Consider the following 14,883-nt stretch of genomic DNA (forward strand, 5'->3'; position numbering starts at 1 on the left):
GACGGGTTCACAGCGTGTCAAGAACCGCCAGCAGCCGGTCGATCTCGTCCGGCGTGTTGTACACGTGCAGGCTCACCCGCACCGACGTCCGCCTTTCCCCCGCGGGCCCCTGGCAGTGGCTGTCCGAGCGCACCATGAACCCGTGGCTGTAGAGGATGAACCCCAGGTCCGCGGCCTCGATCCGCTCGTGCCGCAGGGTGACGACCGCCCGCCGCCGCTGGACCTCCGCGTCCGCCGCCAGGCTGAGCGCGCAGCCCAGGACCTCGTAGCGCGGCATCCGGCGCAGCCCGTCCGTGAGCCGCGCCACGAGTGCCTCCGTCCACGTCTCGATCCGGCCGACGCCTGCCGCGTCCAGCCAGTCGAGCGCGGCCTCCAGGCTCGCGATGCCCACGGTGTTCGGCGTCCCCGCCCAGCCGCCCGGTGCTAAGGCGGGCCCGCGCAGTCCGCGCGACCACACCGCCCCCGTGCCCGGCAGCGCCAGCGCCTTGTGCCCGGAGAAGACCACGAAGTCCACGTCCAGCTCCCCCAGGCGGACCGGCACGTGGCCCACGCTCTGCGCCGCGTCCAGGCAGATCACGGCATCCGGTCCGACCGCCCGCCGCACCCGCCGCACGTTCATGTCGCCGCCGTAGACGTGGTGGACGTGCGTCGCCGCGACGAACCGCGTGCGGGGGGTGACCTGCCGGGCCAGCTCGGCGGTGTCGTAGTCCCGGGAACCCTCCTGGTACGGCATCTCCCGCACCGCGACGCGCACGCCGCGCCGCGCCAGCAGGTCCCGCGCCTCCAGCCACGGCAGCGTGTTGGCCTGGTGGTCGCCGAACGGGACGACGATCTCGTCGCCGTCCGCGAGCACACCGGGCAGCCAGTCGAGCGCCACCGCGCGCAGCCCCTCGCTCGTACCGCTGGTGAAATCCACCCGCGAGCGCTCCGGTGCCGGGTCGCCGAGGAACGCCTTCACCCGGCCGCGTACGCGCTCCACCATCGCCGTCGTCGCGTTGGCCCAGGGGTAGGTGCCCCGGCCCGCGTTCGCGTTGGAACCGGTCAGGTACGTCCGTACGGCGTCGAGCACGGCGTCCGGTTTCTGCGAGGTGGCCGCACTGTCCAGGTAGGCGAGAGCGGGATGCGCCGTGACGATCGGGAACTGGGCCCGCAACGCCTCGTGCCACGGCCGCAGGTGATCCGGGAACGGAGCCATCCGCCCTCACTCCCTGACCAGTTCGCCGCCGCCGTCCCGCCAGGCGACGATCCCGCCGGCGAGGCTGCGAACGTCCGGATGGCCGAGCCGGGCCAGCAGCGCCGCGTACCGCGCCGACCGCTCGCCGACCGGACAGGCCAGCAGCACCGGCTGGCTCCGGCTGAACGGAAGACCGTCCCGCACCAGTTCCTCGAACAGCTCGTCCACGATGTTGACGGACCCGGCGATGTGCAGCGCCGCGTACGCGAACGGACTGCGCAGGTCCACCACGAGTGGATCCGCCTGAGCGATCCACGCGCGCGCACCCGCCACGTCGACGGACGCCGCCTTGGCGACCTCGTCCTCGGACAGCGCCGCCGCCGAGGCGCCGCGCACCTCGGCGCCGAACAGGTCGGGACGCCGCGTGCGCACGTAACCCAGATAGCTCTCGATCCGGTCGCACACGATGAACACCGCGGAGGCGCGCCGCCCGGACGCCGTCAACTCCTCATCGACAGCGCGGAGATGCCGTACGGCGCCGAAGTACGCGGCGCCACCCGTGGGTCCGGAGAGCACCCCGCACCTGCGGGCCAGCGTCAGCATCCCGTCGATGGCCTCACCGGACGTCACCGCGTCGATCCGCCCGTACACCGCCGGGTCGAACAGACCCACCTCCTGCACCTCGTCGATCGTGCGGATGCCCGGCACGAAGTCCGACTTGTGCGCCACCAGCCCCACGACCTCGACGTCGGGGTCGTGTGCGCGCAGCACCCGCGCCACACCGGTCGACGACCCCGCCGTGCCGACACACGCGACGAAGAAGTCCGGCGCCCGGCCGTCCAGATCGCGCACGATCTCCGGGCCCGTGCCCGCCGCGTGCGCGTCCGCGTTGCGCGGGTTGAAGTACTGGTCGGTGTGGAGGTACGTGCCGCCCCCCTCGCCGAGCGCCTGGTGGAAACGGGTCAGCGGGTCCTGGGTGTCGGTGGGGTCCAGGCACTCGCTGCGCCCCGGCAACTCCTCGATCTCCGCCCCGAGCAGCAGCAGGAGGTCCTTGATCTCCGGCACCTTCATCCGGTTCGTGACGCTCTTGAAGCCGAGCCCGTGCATGCCGGCGATCAAGGCCAGTGCCTTGGCCGTGTTGCCGCTGGACAGCTCCACCACCTGGCTGCCGCGGGCGAGGGCGTCCGGCAGTCCGGGGCGCGCCATGTTCCATGCCGCGCGGTCCTTCACGGAGCCGAATGGATTGAAGAGTTCGAGCTTCGCGTACAGATCCACCGAGCGCAGGGCGTGCACGGCCGGATCGATGCGCAGCAGGGGAGTGTCGCCGATGATGTCCGTGACGCTGTCGTATCTCATGCGCTCGCCTCTTCCTGCCGGTCGGTTCCGTTGCGGTGCGCCGGTGCCTCCGGCGCGAGCGGCCAGTAGTGGGTGTCCAGACGCCACCGCCAGGTGTCGCCCTGCGGACCGGCTGTGACCGCCACCTTCCGTGCCCGGGGCCTGCGTTCGGCCTCGTGGGCGCCGAAGTCCATGCAGTAGGCCGCGGTGTTCACGAAACACAGCAGGTCGCCGGGGGCCGGCAGCCGCGGCAGGAAGACCCGTCGTCTGGTGATCAGGTCGGACTCCAGGCAGAGGTTGCCGAACAGGTGCACCCCGACGGGCCCGTCGCTCACCACGTCGCTTCCACGTCCCCGGCCGGCCGCCGGTGTCGGGATCACCAGCGGGTCCACCAGGATGCCGTGGTCCTCCAGTGGACAGTCCCCGGTGTTGAGATCGAGCCGCAGCGACCAGACGTCCCCGCCCTCGCCGGAGCCGTCACGCCGGACCTCCAGCACGCGCGCCAGGGTGAGACCGCACTGGTCCGCCAGCGCGCGGCCCGGCTCCACGTGCAGGTCGTACAGGTTCTCCAGTAGCAGCGCGGCGAGCGGCCGGCCGAGCGACGGCGCACGCGTCGAGAGCAGATCGTCCAGATAGGCGGGCCCCGCCACCTCGCGGTGCGCCGGATAGAGGGAGAGCCCCCCGGCCAGCGTCCCGCCCTCGTTGCGCAGCCCGTATCCGTGGTTGCCCCAGGCCAGCGGCGGGCGCGCGGCCAGTACCGCGCGGATCAGTTCCGTCGTGTACGCCTCCCACTGCCCGGCCTCGGCGAGGTAGCTGACACCGAAACCACCGCCGATGTCCACCACCCGGGGGCGCAGACCCCGCGCGCGGCACATGTCCATGACCTTCACGCAGCCTTCGAGCGCCAGTGCCTTCTCGTCCGCACTGACGGTGTCGAGGTGGTACCCCACCCCCAGGAGTTCGACGGCGTCCCCGCACCGCTCCACCACGTCCAGCAGCCGGGGCACGTCCGCCACCGGCGTACCGAACCTGCTGCGCCGCGTCAGCCTGCGGACCCCGGAGGAGGGGAACCCGGACAACCGCAGCAGCACCCGGACCGGAGCGAGGCCGTGGCTTCGGACGAGCCCGGCCAGCGCCTCCAGCTCGCCTTGTCCGTCCACGTGAAAGGTGACGCCGACGCGCGTGCCGAGGTAGCGGAACGCGGGGTCCTTCGGGCCCGTGGCCGTGATGCGGTCCGGGGTGAATCCGCAGGCGAGAGCGTGCTGCAACTCTTCGAGGGACGCGACGTCGACACAGGAGTCCGTCGCGGCGAGGCGCCGCAGCAGCGCGCTCGACGCGGACGCCTTGTGCGCGAAGTAGACGCCGCCGGCGAGCCGGTGCCGGCGCAGGACGGCGTCGAAGCGCGCCGCGTTCTCCGCGATCTGATCGGGTATCACGACGTTGAGCGGTGTGCTCAGGCCGTCGGCGAGCGTGTGCAGGAACGCGGCGGCCGCGGTCAGGGCCGCGGACCGCGGCGCGAGCGCCGGTCGCAGGTAGAGCGGATTCGGCTGGTTCGGCGGGCCCCCCACGGCGTTCGGACCTCCTCGGTGAGCGGCTGGTCACCGCTCGTGGTCGGTTGTGTGCCCGATGCAGCCTTTCCAGTGCGCCGCTCCTTCATGCAATGAAAACCGTAATCATTCGCTGAAGGCGGCCGAGACGCGGTCCGGGCGGGATCCGGACGCGGTTCCGGCGGGATTTGGGTCCGTTCCGGGTGCCGCGCGCGGCCGGTCCCGGGTTCGGGCGGGTCCGGCCCGCAAGGGAGCCGCGAGTAGGGTGCGCGGGGCGATCCCCTGGCCGCCGTGACGCCCTCCCGCGCGGGGCACCTGTCCGGAGCTGGCATGATCGGGGGCATGGTGGAACGTGTGGTCGCCGCGTGCGACGGGGCATCGAAGGGCAATCCGGGACCGGCGGCCTGGGGCTGGGTCGTCGGCGACGACGAGGGCGGGCCGGTCCGCTGGGAGGCGGGCCCGCTCGGTACGGCGACGAACAACGTCGCGGAACTGACCGCCCTGGAAGAGCTGCTGACCGCGACCGACCCCGCGGTGCCGCTGGAGGTCCGGATGGACTCCCAGTACGCCATGAAGGCCGTCACGGAATGGCTCCCCGGCTGGAAGCGCAAGGGCTGGAAGACCTCCGCGGGCAAGCCGGTCGCCAACCAGGAGCTGGTCCAGCGGATCGACGCGCTCCTGACGGGCCGCCCCGTCGAGTTCCGGTACGTGCCCGCGCACCAGGTCGGCGGAGACCCCCTCAACGACTTCGCCGACCGGGCCGCCAGCATGGTCGCCGTCGCCCAGCAGGCCGCGGGCAGCGCGTACGGATCCGAGGACCCGCCGCCGAGCGCGACCGGCCAGGGCTCCGCGGCCGCGTCCCGCGTCCCGCGTTCGTCCGGTGCCGCGCCGCGCAAGCGGGCCGGGGGAGCGGTCCGCACGCTCAAGGCGAAGTTCCCCGGCCGCTGCCGGTGCGGGCGCTCGTACGCGGCCGGCGAGGAGATCTCCAAGAACGACGACGGCTGGGGCCACCCGGCGTGCCGTACGGCCGCCGTCTGACCGGTGCCGGTGCCGGTGCCGGGCGGCGGCGGACAGGTCACAGCCGTTCGTGCCGTCGGTGCCCTGAAGGCCCCGGCGGTCGCACAAGGGTCTCGACCTGGGCGCTCGGTCGCGACCGCCTCGTGAAGGTGCCGCATCACCTCGCGGCGGTGCCGCCCCGCACGGCGGTGCCGCGCCCGGCGTGGGTGCGGCACCGCTCGGCGGGAGGCCGGGTCAGCAGATGGCTGACGCCGGGAGGCCGCCGTACTGGTCGCCCTTGAGGTAGACGGCGCTGACGAAGCCCTCCGCGAGGCGGACCCAGACGTCGTTCGTGTAGCCGTTGTCCGTGACCGACTGGCCGTGCGCGTAGCAGGAGGCGCCGCGCGGCTCGCCCGCCGTGACGTGCCCGGTGATTCCGTACGAAGTCGACGGACCGGAGCGGACGTTGGCGTTCTCGTACGGCGTCACGCCGTAGGGCAGGCCCGCCGGTGCGGCCTGGGCCGCTGCTGCCCCGGTCGCGAGCAGCCCCGCGGTGATGATGCCGACGCCGGTGGCGGCGATAGCCCTGGTCCTCATCCCCATGAGATGTTCCTTCCCCGTTGGTGTTTCGTTGCCTGGTCGTGGACGCGGTCCGAGGACCGCTCCCTTTGCATGGACGCGACATGCCGGGTGTTCGGTTCATCCACCTGGCGCGCGACCTGAGGTCCCCTGGGCTGCGGGCGGCACATGGTCGGGCGTCTACGCACTTCCGCCCCGGCCCGGACCGTGCGCCGCCAGGTCCGCCCCGGGGTGAGCGGGCGGCGCACGGCGCCCGCAGTGGTCACGCGGAGGGCGTCCCTTGCCCGCCACTACCGTACGGCCGGGTGATGATCTCCATGCCGTGACCCGCCGGGTCCGTGAAGTACACCCCGCTTCCGCCGTCGTGGTGGTTGATCTCGCCCGGACGCTTCCCGTGCGGGTCCGCGTAGTACGTGATCCCCGCCTCCCGGATCCGGGCGAACGCCGCCGCGAACTCGTCGTCGGTGACGAGGAAGGCGTAGTGCTGGACGGTGATGGACCCGGCGGGGATCGTCGCGAAGTCCAGGGTGACGCCGTTGGCCAGCACCAGGGGGACGAACGGGCCCCCTTGCTCACCGGCCGTCAGGCCGAGGACGTGGGCGAGGAAGTCGGCGGACTCCCGGTTGTTCCGTGCGTGGACGATGGTGTGGTTGAGCTCGACTGGCATGGGTCGAATGCCTCCGTAAGGCACTCACGGGCACCTCCATGCCTCACCCGGCCGGTGACCGGCACGCGATGCCGTGCGCAGGAGCCTAGAGGGAGGGGGCCGGCCCGTCCATGGGGAACGCGCCGGCTCAGCGCGGGCGCAGCCGGGCCGCCCCGCCCGCAGGACAGATGGTCCGGCCGGCCGTGGACAGGACATGCCGACGCCGGGGGTGGGGCATGCGGCGGCGGGTACGGCCGGAGCGCTGCACCCCCGTCACCTCAGCGCCCTGCCCGGTCCGCCGCCCGGCGCCGTGCACGGGCGCCGTCGCGTACCATCCGCACCGCCAGCCAGAGCGCGGACAGGGCGAACAGCGCCGCCGTGATCAGCAGCCAGCTGCCCAGGAACACGTCCGGCGAGAGGCCTGTCGACAGGCGGAAGTGCGGTGCCTGCCGCAGCACGAGCGGCCAGTACACCGCGAGCAGCAGCAGCGACAGGAAGGCAGGGACCCGCACGTGGTTGAGCGCGGTGCCGGGAGCGGGCCGCCGTCCGCGCAGCACCGTGCACAGCAGCCGGTCCGTCGCCGTGTACAGCGGCAGCAAAACCAGGTCGTGCAGTACCGCCGCGCCCACGAACCACAGCACCACGCCCGGCCAGTCGCCGCTCAGCAGCCCGACAGCGGCATAGCCGCAGACCGCGAACGAGGCGCACAGCACCAGCAGATGGACCGGCGATTCCCCGTACAGGCGGTGGAATCCGGGCCGCCGCCTCGTCCGTCCGGGCCTCAGGCTCGCCATGCCGTCTCCCCGAAGCTCAGGCGGCCCACCCACTTGGTGTTCATCACCCCGGGGGCGCCCGGCACGATGACACGGGCCGGCCGTGGTCCTCGGTCAGCGGAGCTCCGTTGACGCGCAGCGCGAGGAGCGAGCGGGTGTCGCGCACCTGGTTGTCCCGCAGGACCACCGAGCGGAACGACCCCGCCGTCTGCACCGACTCCACGAACACACCGGGGGGCGGGTCGGCCGTCCCCACGAGCGCGGCGAGGTCGGCGAGCCGTACGCCCTCCCACTCCTGATCGTCCGTCGACCAGCCCTCCACGCACGCGATCGGCAGCAGGGAGCGGTGCTGGGGGAGCGCCAGCAGGTCGTGCAGGGTCAGTACGGTCCTGCGGCCGCCGCCCCGTACCGTCAGCCGCCAGTCGTCGCCGATGTCGCGCGGCCGGATCCGCGCGTACGCCGCCGTCTTGTTGATCTGGAATCCGCCGGGACCCGTTCCTGGTTCGCGGCCGTGCGGTGCCAGCAGGGCCGTGCGCCGGAGCGAGCCGCCGATGCTCTGCCCCGCCGTCACCACCAGCAGCGTCAGCGAGCCGAGCCCCACCGTGCCGAGCGCGCCGCGCCGCGACATCGTGGGCGCGGCGGGCCGCTGCGTGACCAGTCCCGAGTCGTCCGCCGGTTCCTGCCGGGTCGCCGAAGCGGGGGTGCGCAGTTCCGCGCGCAGGTCCCGGCCGCGCAGCGCCCGTACCGCGCGGGGCGCTCTCAGCGCGACATGGGCGGCGAGAGCGCCGGAGAACACCCACGCGCCGTAGAAGTGCAGCGGGTAGAAGGACCCGGGGAAGAGGTAGGTGATCTGCACGTTCAGTACACCGGTGAGGAATTCGAACAGTCCGCCGCCCACCAGGAGCAGCAGGGACAGCCGGTCCAGCGCGTGGCCCACCGACCGCAGGGGCGGCAGGGTGAACAGTTTCGGCGCCACCGACCAGAGTTTCGCCAGCAGCACCGGCACCAGCACGATGCCCAGTGTCACGTGCACGCCCTGCGTGAGGCGGTAGATCCAGTACGGGTCCGTCGGCCAGGCGAAGAGGTAGAAGCCGAGGAGTCCCTTGCCGGGCGTCTTGTCGTTCACCGCCGCGAGGTCCGGGTTGTAGGCGGCGTAGGACAGCAGGCCCGTGACGAAGACGACGGGCACGCCGGCGAGCAGGGCCGCGCCGAACACGGAGGTCAGCCAGCGGCCACGGAGCGGGCTGCGCCAGGGTCCCGCGCTGCGCGGCCGTCCTCCTGGGGCGAGTACGCGGGCGAGGGAGGGCGTCAGAAGTCTCACGCCGCAGACGGTAGGCGCCACGGCACACCGGAGCCGGGGCACGACGCGGGACGAATCGCCGACGTTCGACCAACCGGCGTCCTTTTCGCGTGATGACGCGTGTCGGCCCCGACCGCTCGGCGATGAGTGGGGCTCCGGCCGTACGGCGGCGTGTCGCGTGGCCTCCCCCGGATGGCCGGTGGGGCGGGACGGGACGCCCGATGCCGGAACGTCGGGTGGGCGGACGTCGGGGGAGCGGACGTCGCGGGACGCGGACGGGTCCCGCCCGGCAGTGCCGCCGGACGGGACCTGGGACCGCTGTGGCGTGGCGCCGCCACCAGGTGGTGTCTCAGGGGGCCTTGTTGTAGACCGCCACGTAGTCGACGTTCATCTGGCCGCCGGACACGGTGGCCGCGTTGGGCCCGCCGCCGAACGCTCCGGGGAAGCCGCCTCCCATCGCCAGGTCGTAGATGATGAAGAACGGGTGGTCGACGGCCTTCGACCAGGTGTCCGCGTCGACCTGCGTCGAGTTGATGGTGAAGTAGTTCTGGCCGTCGAGGTACCAGCGGATCTGCTCGGGCGAGGTCGACCGGTCGATCTGCACGGCGTACGTGTGGTAGCCGGACTGGCAGCCCGGGCACGCGTGCTCGCCGCTGCCGATTCCGGTGGACTCGTTGCACGGACCGCCCGGGCTCACCCCGCAGTGCAGTGTGCCGAAGACCGAGCTGCGCCCGTTGATGTCCTCCAGGATGTCGACCTCGCCGGAGGTGGGCCAGGTCGTTCCGGTGCGCAGCGGCTGCCCCAGCATCCAGAACGCGGGCCAGTAGCCCGCACCGTTCGCCGTCGACACGTCCGGCTGCTGGATGGACGACTGCATCATGACGACTCCGCCGGCGGGCGCCCCGAACGAGTCGTTCTGCGTCTCCACCCGGCCCGAGGTCCAGCCGGAGCCTGGGTCACTGCCGGAGTGCAGCGCCTTGAGGACGAGATGGCCGCTGCCGTCCTGGTAGACGTTGTCCGTGGAGTTGGTCATGGTTTCGATCTCACCGGTGCCGAAGTTGCTGCCGGGACCGGTGTCGTACTTCCAGCTGCCGCCGTCGAGACCGCTGCCGGCACCGCCGTTGAAGTCGTCGCTCCAGGTCGTGGTGAAGCCGGCGGGCGGACCCGGTACGTCGGACGGTGCCACCGCTGCGGCGCGCGCGTCGGCGGGAGCGGCCACCGCGCCGTGCTGCGCCGTGGCCGTGAGCCCGGCCAGGGTCAGGGCGCCGACGGACAGTCCGACGAATCCGCGACGGATCCTGGACCGCCGGGTTCCGCTTCGTGCTGATGGCCTGGGTATGTCTCCAGGGGCCATGGTTGTACTCCTGTTCCGTGTGAGCCCGATGTGGGGGTCTGCCCTGCACGGTGTGTCCGCCGGAGAATGAGGAACCATGACCTCTCCTGACAGGGTGGGGGACCGTTCAGGGCGGGGACTCCTACTGAGAGCGCTCTCTCAGTCAGGGAGTTGTCTACTCCTGCGCTGATGTGCGGTCAAGACGCTGATCCATATCGGCCCGGGGAACGTGCCGGACGGGCGGCTGGTTCCGGTCGTACGGGCGTCCCGGATACCTACGGGCGCCGCCCGCCGCGCTCCGGCCTCCGCCGGGGCGGTCGCGAGGGCCGGTCCGAAACCAGCGGCCTGCGCCGCGCGCGGGGGAGCGCGTCGGGCGGTCAGCTCCGAGGCGATCGCGCGGCAGCCCGCCGCAGCTCATGCCCAGGCACGACATACCGTGATGATCCGCCCATGCCGCGAGGAGCAGTCCACCCCGTGCAAGAGCGAAGAGGGCCGGGCTCGCGGCACGTCGAAGCAGCCCTACGCGCATGCGCGCGATCCGGCACAGGCCATTCAGCCACCCGTATCCGGCGGGAGAGGGGGCGAGCGGCGGTGGCCGCGCGAGGAAGTGGCGCTCCCGGACAACGGGTTGATGACCCCGTGTGCGCCGCCGGGCACGGCGCGCGCGGTCCGGGAGTGCGCGCCGGGGAGCGGGGCAGCAGAGAGGTCATGAGAGACGGAGAGGATCGCCGGGCCCGGCGGGACGGCCACGACTGCGCGTTCGTGCTCGGCGGCGGTGGAGCGCTCGGCGCGCACGAAGTGGGCATGCTCCAGGCCCTGTTCACGGCGGGGATCACCCCCGATCTTGTGGTGGGCACCTCCGTCGGTGCCATCAACGGCGCCGCTGTCGCCGCTGATCCGACGCAGGGCGCCGTGGAGCGGCTCACCGACCTGTGGACCGGACTCGGCCATGCGGGCGTCTTCTCGGGGTCGTTGGCGAACCGGTTCGCCACCGTGGTGCGCAGCGGCGGAACCCATCTCTACTCGGCGGAACCGCTGCGCAGACTGCTCGCGGAACACCTGCCCGTGGAGCGGATCGAGGACCTGCGGCTGCCGTTCCAGTGTGTGGCGGCCGGAATCGAGGGGGCGGCCGAGCACTGGTTCGCCGAGGGGCCGCTCGCGGACGCCGTCGTCGCGTCGTGCTCCGTACCGGGCCTGCTGCCGCCCGCCGAGATCGGCGAGCGGCACTACATCGACGGCGGGCTGGTCAACAGCATCCCCGTGGGCCGGGCCGTCGCACTCGGCGCCAGGACCGTGTACGTCCTCCAGGTCGGACGGATCGAGGCGCCGCTGCGGCCGCCGCGCTACCCCTGGCAGGTGGCGATGGTGTCGTTCGAGATCGCCCGCAGGCACCGGTTCGCCCGGGACATGGCGGACCTGCCCGACGATGTCACCGTCCACGTCCTGCCCAGTGGTGCGTCCGCGCGTGAGTGGACGCCGGTGAACCAGTTGCGGCACCGGGACTTCGCGCGCACCGCGGAACGCATCGAGCAGGCGTACGAGGCGTCGTCGCGCTACCTGGAGGGCGTGGCCGACTCGGCCGGCGCGCCGGCCGCGCCGGACTCCGCGCCCCCGGTGCACGAGCCACGGCCGAGGGACGCCGACGGGGCGGACACCACGCAAGCCCCCGGCTCCGCGCGCCCGTCGGGCCCCGTGCAGGCACCCGGCCCCGCGCGCTCGTCCGGCAAAGCGCAACCACGAGGCACCGCGCGTCCCTTCGGCCCCGCGCGCGGACGGCGCGGGTGAAGACGGTCCGGCGGCTGGTCGCGACCGTGTTGCTGACCGCCCTGATCCCTCTCGCCACGGCGCTCCTGATCTGCGTGACCCTGTGCACGGGACCGGTGTCACTGGCCCGGCACGGTCGCTGGCGCGCCCCCAGGATCGCCGCGTTCGCTCTGCTGTACCTGGTGGTCGACGTCTCGGGTGTGGTGGCGGCCACGGCACACTGGCTGCGCCATCCGGTACGCGCCTCGGCGCGCCGGGGCGGCCCGGGCGGCGGCGGCGACACCGCGGCGTACACCGAACTGGCCAGTGTGCTGGGTGTGCTGTACCGCGCGGCCGTGCGGACGTTCGGGCTGGACCTGCACATCACACCGCCCCTCGTACCCGCCCGACCGGCCCCGGGGCGAGGGCCGTTGCTGGTGCTCGCGCGGCACGCCGGTCCCGGCGACTCGTTCCTTCTCGTGCACAGCCTGCTGGCCGGCGCCGGGCTGAGGCCGCACATCGTCCTCAAGCGCCTGCTCCGCCTGGACCCCTGCCTCGACATCCTCCTCAGCCGGGTACCGCACTGCTTCGTGCCGGCGCCCCGTGGCGTGGCCACCGAGCGCGGCATGGCGGCGCTCGCCGCCCGGCTGGGCCCGGGCGACGCGCTCGTGCTGTTCCCCGAGGGCGGCAACTTCACGGCGCGGCGCCACCGTCGGGCGATCGGCGCGCTGCGCGGTCTCGGCCGTGAGCGGCAGGCGGTCCGCGCCGAGGCGATGCCGCATGTCCTCGCGCCGCACACGGCCGGTGTGCTGGCGGTGCTGGAGGCCGCGCCCACGGCCGACGTGGTCTTCGTGGCCCACACCGGTCTCGACCGGATCACCTCCGCGCGGACGGGGTGGGCCGAGCTGCCGCTGCGCGAGAGTGTCGAAGCCCACTGGTGGCAGGTTCCCGCCGGGCGGATACCGGCGGGTGACGAGGCGCGCAGCGACTGGCTGTTCGCGCACTGGGCCCGGATGGACGCGTGGATAGCGTCCCATGCCAAGGCGGCCTGAGCAGGTACTCGTTTCGTTCACGCGGCTCCTTCGCCTCGGCCCGTGCCTCAGCAACTCTCATTAAATTAGTAATAAATATTGACACCGCGCAAGCGTGGCCACAGTCTTCGTGCTGGCCCGCTCGCCTTCCGTGCGGCGGGTGCCCTGGTTGGACCCCACACCCCACCCCGCCTCAACTCCGAGAAGGCCTCAATGACTTCACCCCGTGCAGGGACGTCGCACGCCCGTCGGCTGGCCGCCGTGCTCGGTGCCGCGGCACTCGTCGCGGTGACCGTGCCCGCCGCGCAGGCCGCGACCCACCCGGCCGCTGCCGCACCGCGTGCCGCGAGCGCACCGCCGGCCGCCGCCGGCCCGCGATCCGCCGCGGCCACCCCGTACATGGGCTGGAACACGTACTACGGGCTCGGTGCCCCCACCGAGGACCAGGTCATGGGCGTCGCCGACAACCTGGTCAAGAGCGGCCTCGCCAAGGCCGGTTACGACATCGTCTGGCTGGACGGGGGCTGGCAGGCCGACAACCCCCGCGACAGTGCGGGCCACCTCGTCGCGAACCCCGAACGCTTCCCCTCCGGCATCCCCGCCCTGGTCAGCCGGCTGCACCGGCTCGGTCTGCGCGTCGGCATCTACACCGACGCGGGCGACTACGACGGCGGCAAGAGCTGCGGTCTCGGCAGCCGCGGCCACTACCAGCAGGACGCCCAGCAGTTCGCCGACTGGAAGGTCGACGCCGTCAAGGTCGACTTCCTGTGCGGCATCTCGGAGAAGCTCGACCCGGCCACCGCCTTCGGCGAGTTCAGCGCGGCGATCGCCGCCACGGGCCGCCCGATCCTGCTCAACCTGTGCAACCCGCTCACCGATGACTGGGGCGTCCCGCACACCCCCGCCGAGGACGCTCACAACTCCTACGCGTACGGGCCGAGCATCGCGACCTCCTGGCGCACCGGCACCGACATCGCGTGGGGGACGCCGACGGCGGGGGAGTGGCCGAACATCCTGCGCAGCATGGATGCCAACGCCCAGCACCCGGAGGCCCAGAGCCCGGGCCACTACAGCGACCCCGACTACCTCATCCCCATGCGGAAGCTGGCGGACGGGTCGTACGAGCTGACGCAGGAGGAGTCCACCAGCCAGCTGGTGATGTGGGCCGAGATGGCCTCCCCGCTGGTCATCGGCTCGGACCCGCGCACCCTGCCGAAGTCGATGATCGGCACGCTGACGAACCCGGAGATCCTCGCCGTCGACCAGGACCCGCTGGACATCCAGGGCGTACGGGTCGCCACCGACGCGAGCGGCGACGTGTACAGCAAGGTGCTCAGCGGGAGCGGCAAGCGCGCCGTCGTCCTGCTCAACCGGTCCGACCAGGCCGTCCAGCGGAGCGTGAGCTTCGCCGACACGGGGCTCGGCGGCCGGGTCGCCGTGCGGGACCTGCGGGCCCGCGCCGACCGGGGTACGCACACCGGCTCGTACACCGTGACCGTCCCCGCCCACGGCACCGCGTTCCTCAAGCTGTCCGGCACGGACGCGGCCCCCGGTACGGCGCTCGGCACCACCTCGACGGACGACCCCGCGCTCGTCGCGGACGGCACGCGGACGACGGTGTTCACCCGGGGGGCCGACGGCTCGCTGCGTGAGCAGAGCGGCACCGGCGGCGCGCCGTCCTCGCGTGTGACGGACCTCGGCGGCCCCACCGGCGGCCGGATCAGCGGTGCGCCCGCCGCCTACGGTTCGTCCGGTGGCCGGATCGACGTCTTCGTGCGCGGCACCGACGACGCCGCGTACCGCAGGACGTACGACGGCCGCCACTGGGGCCGTTGGCAGCGGCTCGGCGGCGCTCTCGTGAGCGCCCCGGCCGTGGCGTTCGCCGGTCCTGATGACTGGACACTGTTCGCCACGGACCGTGACGGCGGAGTGCTCTCGATCGACCGGTCCGGTACGGGTTCCGCGGGCGCGCCCGCCGGGCTCACCGTGACGGGCCGTCCCGCGGCGGCGCTCGACGCGGCGGGGCGGCTGCACGTGGCCGTCCGCACGAACGACGACGCCGTCTGGGAGCGGGTGCGCGACGCCTCCGGCACCTGGTCCGACTGGACCTCGCTCGGCGGTACGGTGAGCGGCAGTCCGGCGCTGGTGGCCACCGGGGACACCGTGCGCCTCTACGCGCGGGCCAGTGACTACACGCTCTGGCAGCGCACGTACTCCGCGAGCGGCGGCGACGGTTGGGGCGGCTGGTCCAAGGACACCGCCTGGGCCAGCGGCGCTTTCGACGGCGCGCTCGGCACGGCCGCCGAACCCGGCGGTCAGGTGGTCGCCGCCTACCGTTCCGTGGCCGGACGCGTCCGCGAAGCGACGCTCTGACCTGATTTTCTCATCACCTTCAAGAAATAAATTAGTAATTAATCTTGACGGTG

11 protein-coding genes and 1 pseudogene are annotated in these 14,883 nt (G+C 72.8%); 4 read left to right on the forward strand and 8 right to left on the reverse strand.

Features of this window, described 5'->3' with window-relative positions:
* Window positions 1-7: 7 nt before the first annotated feature.
* From OG310_RS34210 to OG310_RS34220, 3 genes are read right to left on the reverse strand one after another with little or no spacing between them, the layout of a single operon-like run.
* Window positions 8-1,195 (reverse strand): aminotransferase class V-fold PLP-dependent enzyme, encoded by a 1,188-nt coding sequence (locus OG310_RS34210; protein WP_329459727.1) that lies wholly within the window; start codon window positions 1,193-1,195, stop codon window positions 8-10.
* A 6-nt stretch (window positions 1,196-1,201) separates the two neighbouring features.
* Window positions 1,202-2,530: a pyridoxal-phosphate dependent enzyme gene (locus tag OG310_RS34215; protein ID WP_329459728.1), complete on the reverse strand. Its 1,329-nt coding sequence runs from the start codon at window positions 2,528-2,530 to the stop codon at window positions 1,202-1,204.
* Window positions 2,527-4,077 carry a Y4yA family PLP-dependent enzyme gene (locus OG310_RS34220; RefSeq protein ID WP_329459729.1) on the reverse strand — a complete coding sequence of 517 codons (1,551 nt, stop codon included), beginning with the start codon at window positions 4,075-4,077 and terminating at the stop codon, window positions 2,527-2,529. The genes OG310_RS34215 and OG310_RS34220 overlap by 4 nt, the downstream gene beginning before the upstream one ends.
* 309 nt (window positions 4,078-4,386) lie before the next feature.
* Here OG310_RS34220 and OG310_RS34225 point away from each other — a divergent pair, with 309 nt between their 5' ends.
* Complete coding sequence (locus OG310_RS34225) at window positions 4,387-5,094, forward strand: ribonuclease H family protein (RefSeq protein WP_329459730.1); 708 nt, start codon at window positions 4,387-4,389, stop codon at window positions 5,092-5,094.
* A gap of 213 nt (window positions 5,095-5,307) precedes the next feature.
* Here the strand turns inward: OG310_RS34225 and OG310_RS34230 are convergent, their stop codons facing one another.
* From OG310_RS34230 to OG310_RS34250, 5 genes and pseudogenes are all read right to left on the reverse strand, one after another.
* Window positions 5,308-5,649 carry an SH3 domain-containing protein gene (locus OG310_RS34230; protein ID WP_329459731.1) on the reverse strand — a complete coding sequence of 114 codons (342 nt, stop codon included), beginning with the start codon at window positions 5,647-5,649 and terminating at the stop codon, window positions 5,308-5,310.
* A gap of 244 nt (window positions 5,650-5,893) precedes the next feature.
* Window positions 5,894-6,298, reverse strand: a complete 405-nt coding sequence (locus tag OG310_RS34235) for a VOC family protein (protein ID WP_329459732.1) — start codon at window positions 6,296-6,298, stop codon at window positions 5,894-5,896.
* A gap of 257 nt (window positions 6,299-6,555) precedes the next feature.
* Complete coding sequence (locus OG310_RS34240) at window positions 6,556-7,071, reverse strand: hypothetical protein (RefSeq protein ID WP_329459733.1); 516 nt, start codon at window positions 7,069-7,071, stop codon at window positions 6,556-6,558.
* Window positions 7,059-8,362 (reverse strand): annotated as a pseudogene (locus OG310_RS34245) (molybdopterin-dependent oxidoreductase). Before OG310_RS34245 ends, OG310_RS34240 begins: the two are co-directional and overlap by 13 nt.
* A gap of 337 nt (window positions 8,363-8,699) precedes the next feature.
* Window positions 8,700-9,704 carry a glycoside hydrolase family 16 protein gene (locus OG310_RS34250; protein WP_329459734.1) on the reverse strand — a complete coding sequence of 335 codons (1,005 nt, stop codon included), beginning with the start codon at window positions 9,702-9,704 and terminating at the stop codon, window positions 8,700-8,702.
* A 687-nt stretch (window positions 9,705-10,391) separates the two neighbouring features.
* On the opposite strand from OG310_RS34250, the gene OG310_RS34255 reads away from it, so the two are divergent.
* The 3 genes from OG310_RS34255 to OG310_RS34265 all read left to right on the forward strand — a co-directional run bounded on the left by OG310_RS34255 (window position 10,392) and on the right by OG310_RS34265 (window position 14,830).
* Window positions 10,392-11,468, forward strand: coding sequence for a patatin-like phospholipase family protein (locus OG310_RS34255; protein ID WP_329459735.1), 1,077 nt, complete (start codon window positions 10,392-10,394; stop codon window positions 11,466-11,468).
* Window positions 11,465-12,478, forward strand: a complete 1,014-nt coding sequence (locus OG310_RS34260; RefSeq protein ID WP_329459736.1) for a 1-acyl-sn-glycerol-3-phosphate acyltransferase — start codon at window positions 11,465-11,467, stop codon at window positions 12,476-12,478. Before OG310_RS34255 ends, OG310_RS34260 begins: the two co-directional genes overlap by 4 nt.
* A 192-nt stretch (window positions 12,479-12,670) precedes the next feature.
* The gene (locus tag OG310_RS34265; RefSeq protein ID WP_329459737.1) at window positions 12,671-14,830 is read left to right on the forward strand and encodes a glycoside hydrolase family 27 protein; all 2,160 of its coding nucleotides are present in this window, start codon (window positions 12,671-12,673) and stop codon (window positions 14,828-14,830) included.
* Window positions 14,831-14,883 lie beyond the last annotated feature (53 nt).

Source organism: Streptomyces sp. NBC_01497 (assembly GCF_036250695.1).
Classification (GTDB): Bacteria; Actinomycetota; Actinomycetes; order Streptomycetales; family Streptomycetaceae; genus Streptomyces.

What these genes read in the sequence shown, in the direction of transcription:
- OG310_RS34210 (WP_329459727.1), bottom strand. Translation starts at nt 1,195, where the DNA reads ATGGCTCCGTTCCCGGATCACCTGCGGCCGTGGCACGAGGCGTTGCGG.
- OG310_RS34215 (WP_329459728.1), bottom strand. Translation starts at nt 2,530, where the DNA reads ATGAGATACGACAGCGTCACGGACATCATCGGCGACACTCCCCTGCTG.
- OG310_RS34225 (WP_329459730.1), top strand. Translation starts at nt 4,387, where the DNA reads ATGATCGGGGGCATGGTGGAACGTGTGGTCGCCGCGTGCGACGGGGCA.
- OG310_RS34230 (WP_329459731.1), bottom strand. Translation starts at nt 5,649, where the DNA reads ATGAGGACCAGGGCTATCGCCGCCACCGGCGTCGGCATCATCACCGCG.
- OG310_RS34235 (WP_329459732.1), bottom strand. Translation starts at nt 6,298, where the DNA reads ATGCCAGTCGAGCTCAACCACACCATCGTCCACGCACGGAACAACCGG.
- OG310_RS34240 (WP_329459733.1), bottom strand. Translation starts at nt 7,071, where the DNA reads ATGGCGAGCCTGAGGCCCGGACGGACGAGGCGGCGGCCCGGATTCCAC.
- OG310_RS34250 (WP_329459734.1), bottom strand. Translation starts at nt 9,704, where the DNA reads ATGGCCCCTGGAGACATACCCAGGCCATCAGCACGAAGCGGAACCCGG.
- OG310_RS34255 (WP_329459735.1), top strand. Translation starts at nt 10,392, where the DNA reads ATGAGAGACGGAGAGGATCGCCGGGCCCGGCGGGACGGCCACGACTGC.
- OG310_RS34265 (WP_329459737.1), top strand. Translation starts at nt 12,671, where the DNA reads ATGACTTCACCCCGTGCAGGGACGTCGCACGCCCGTCGGCTGGCCGCC.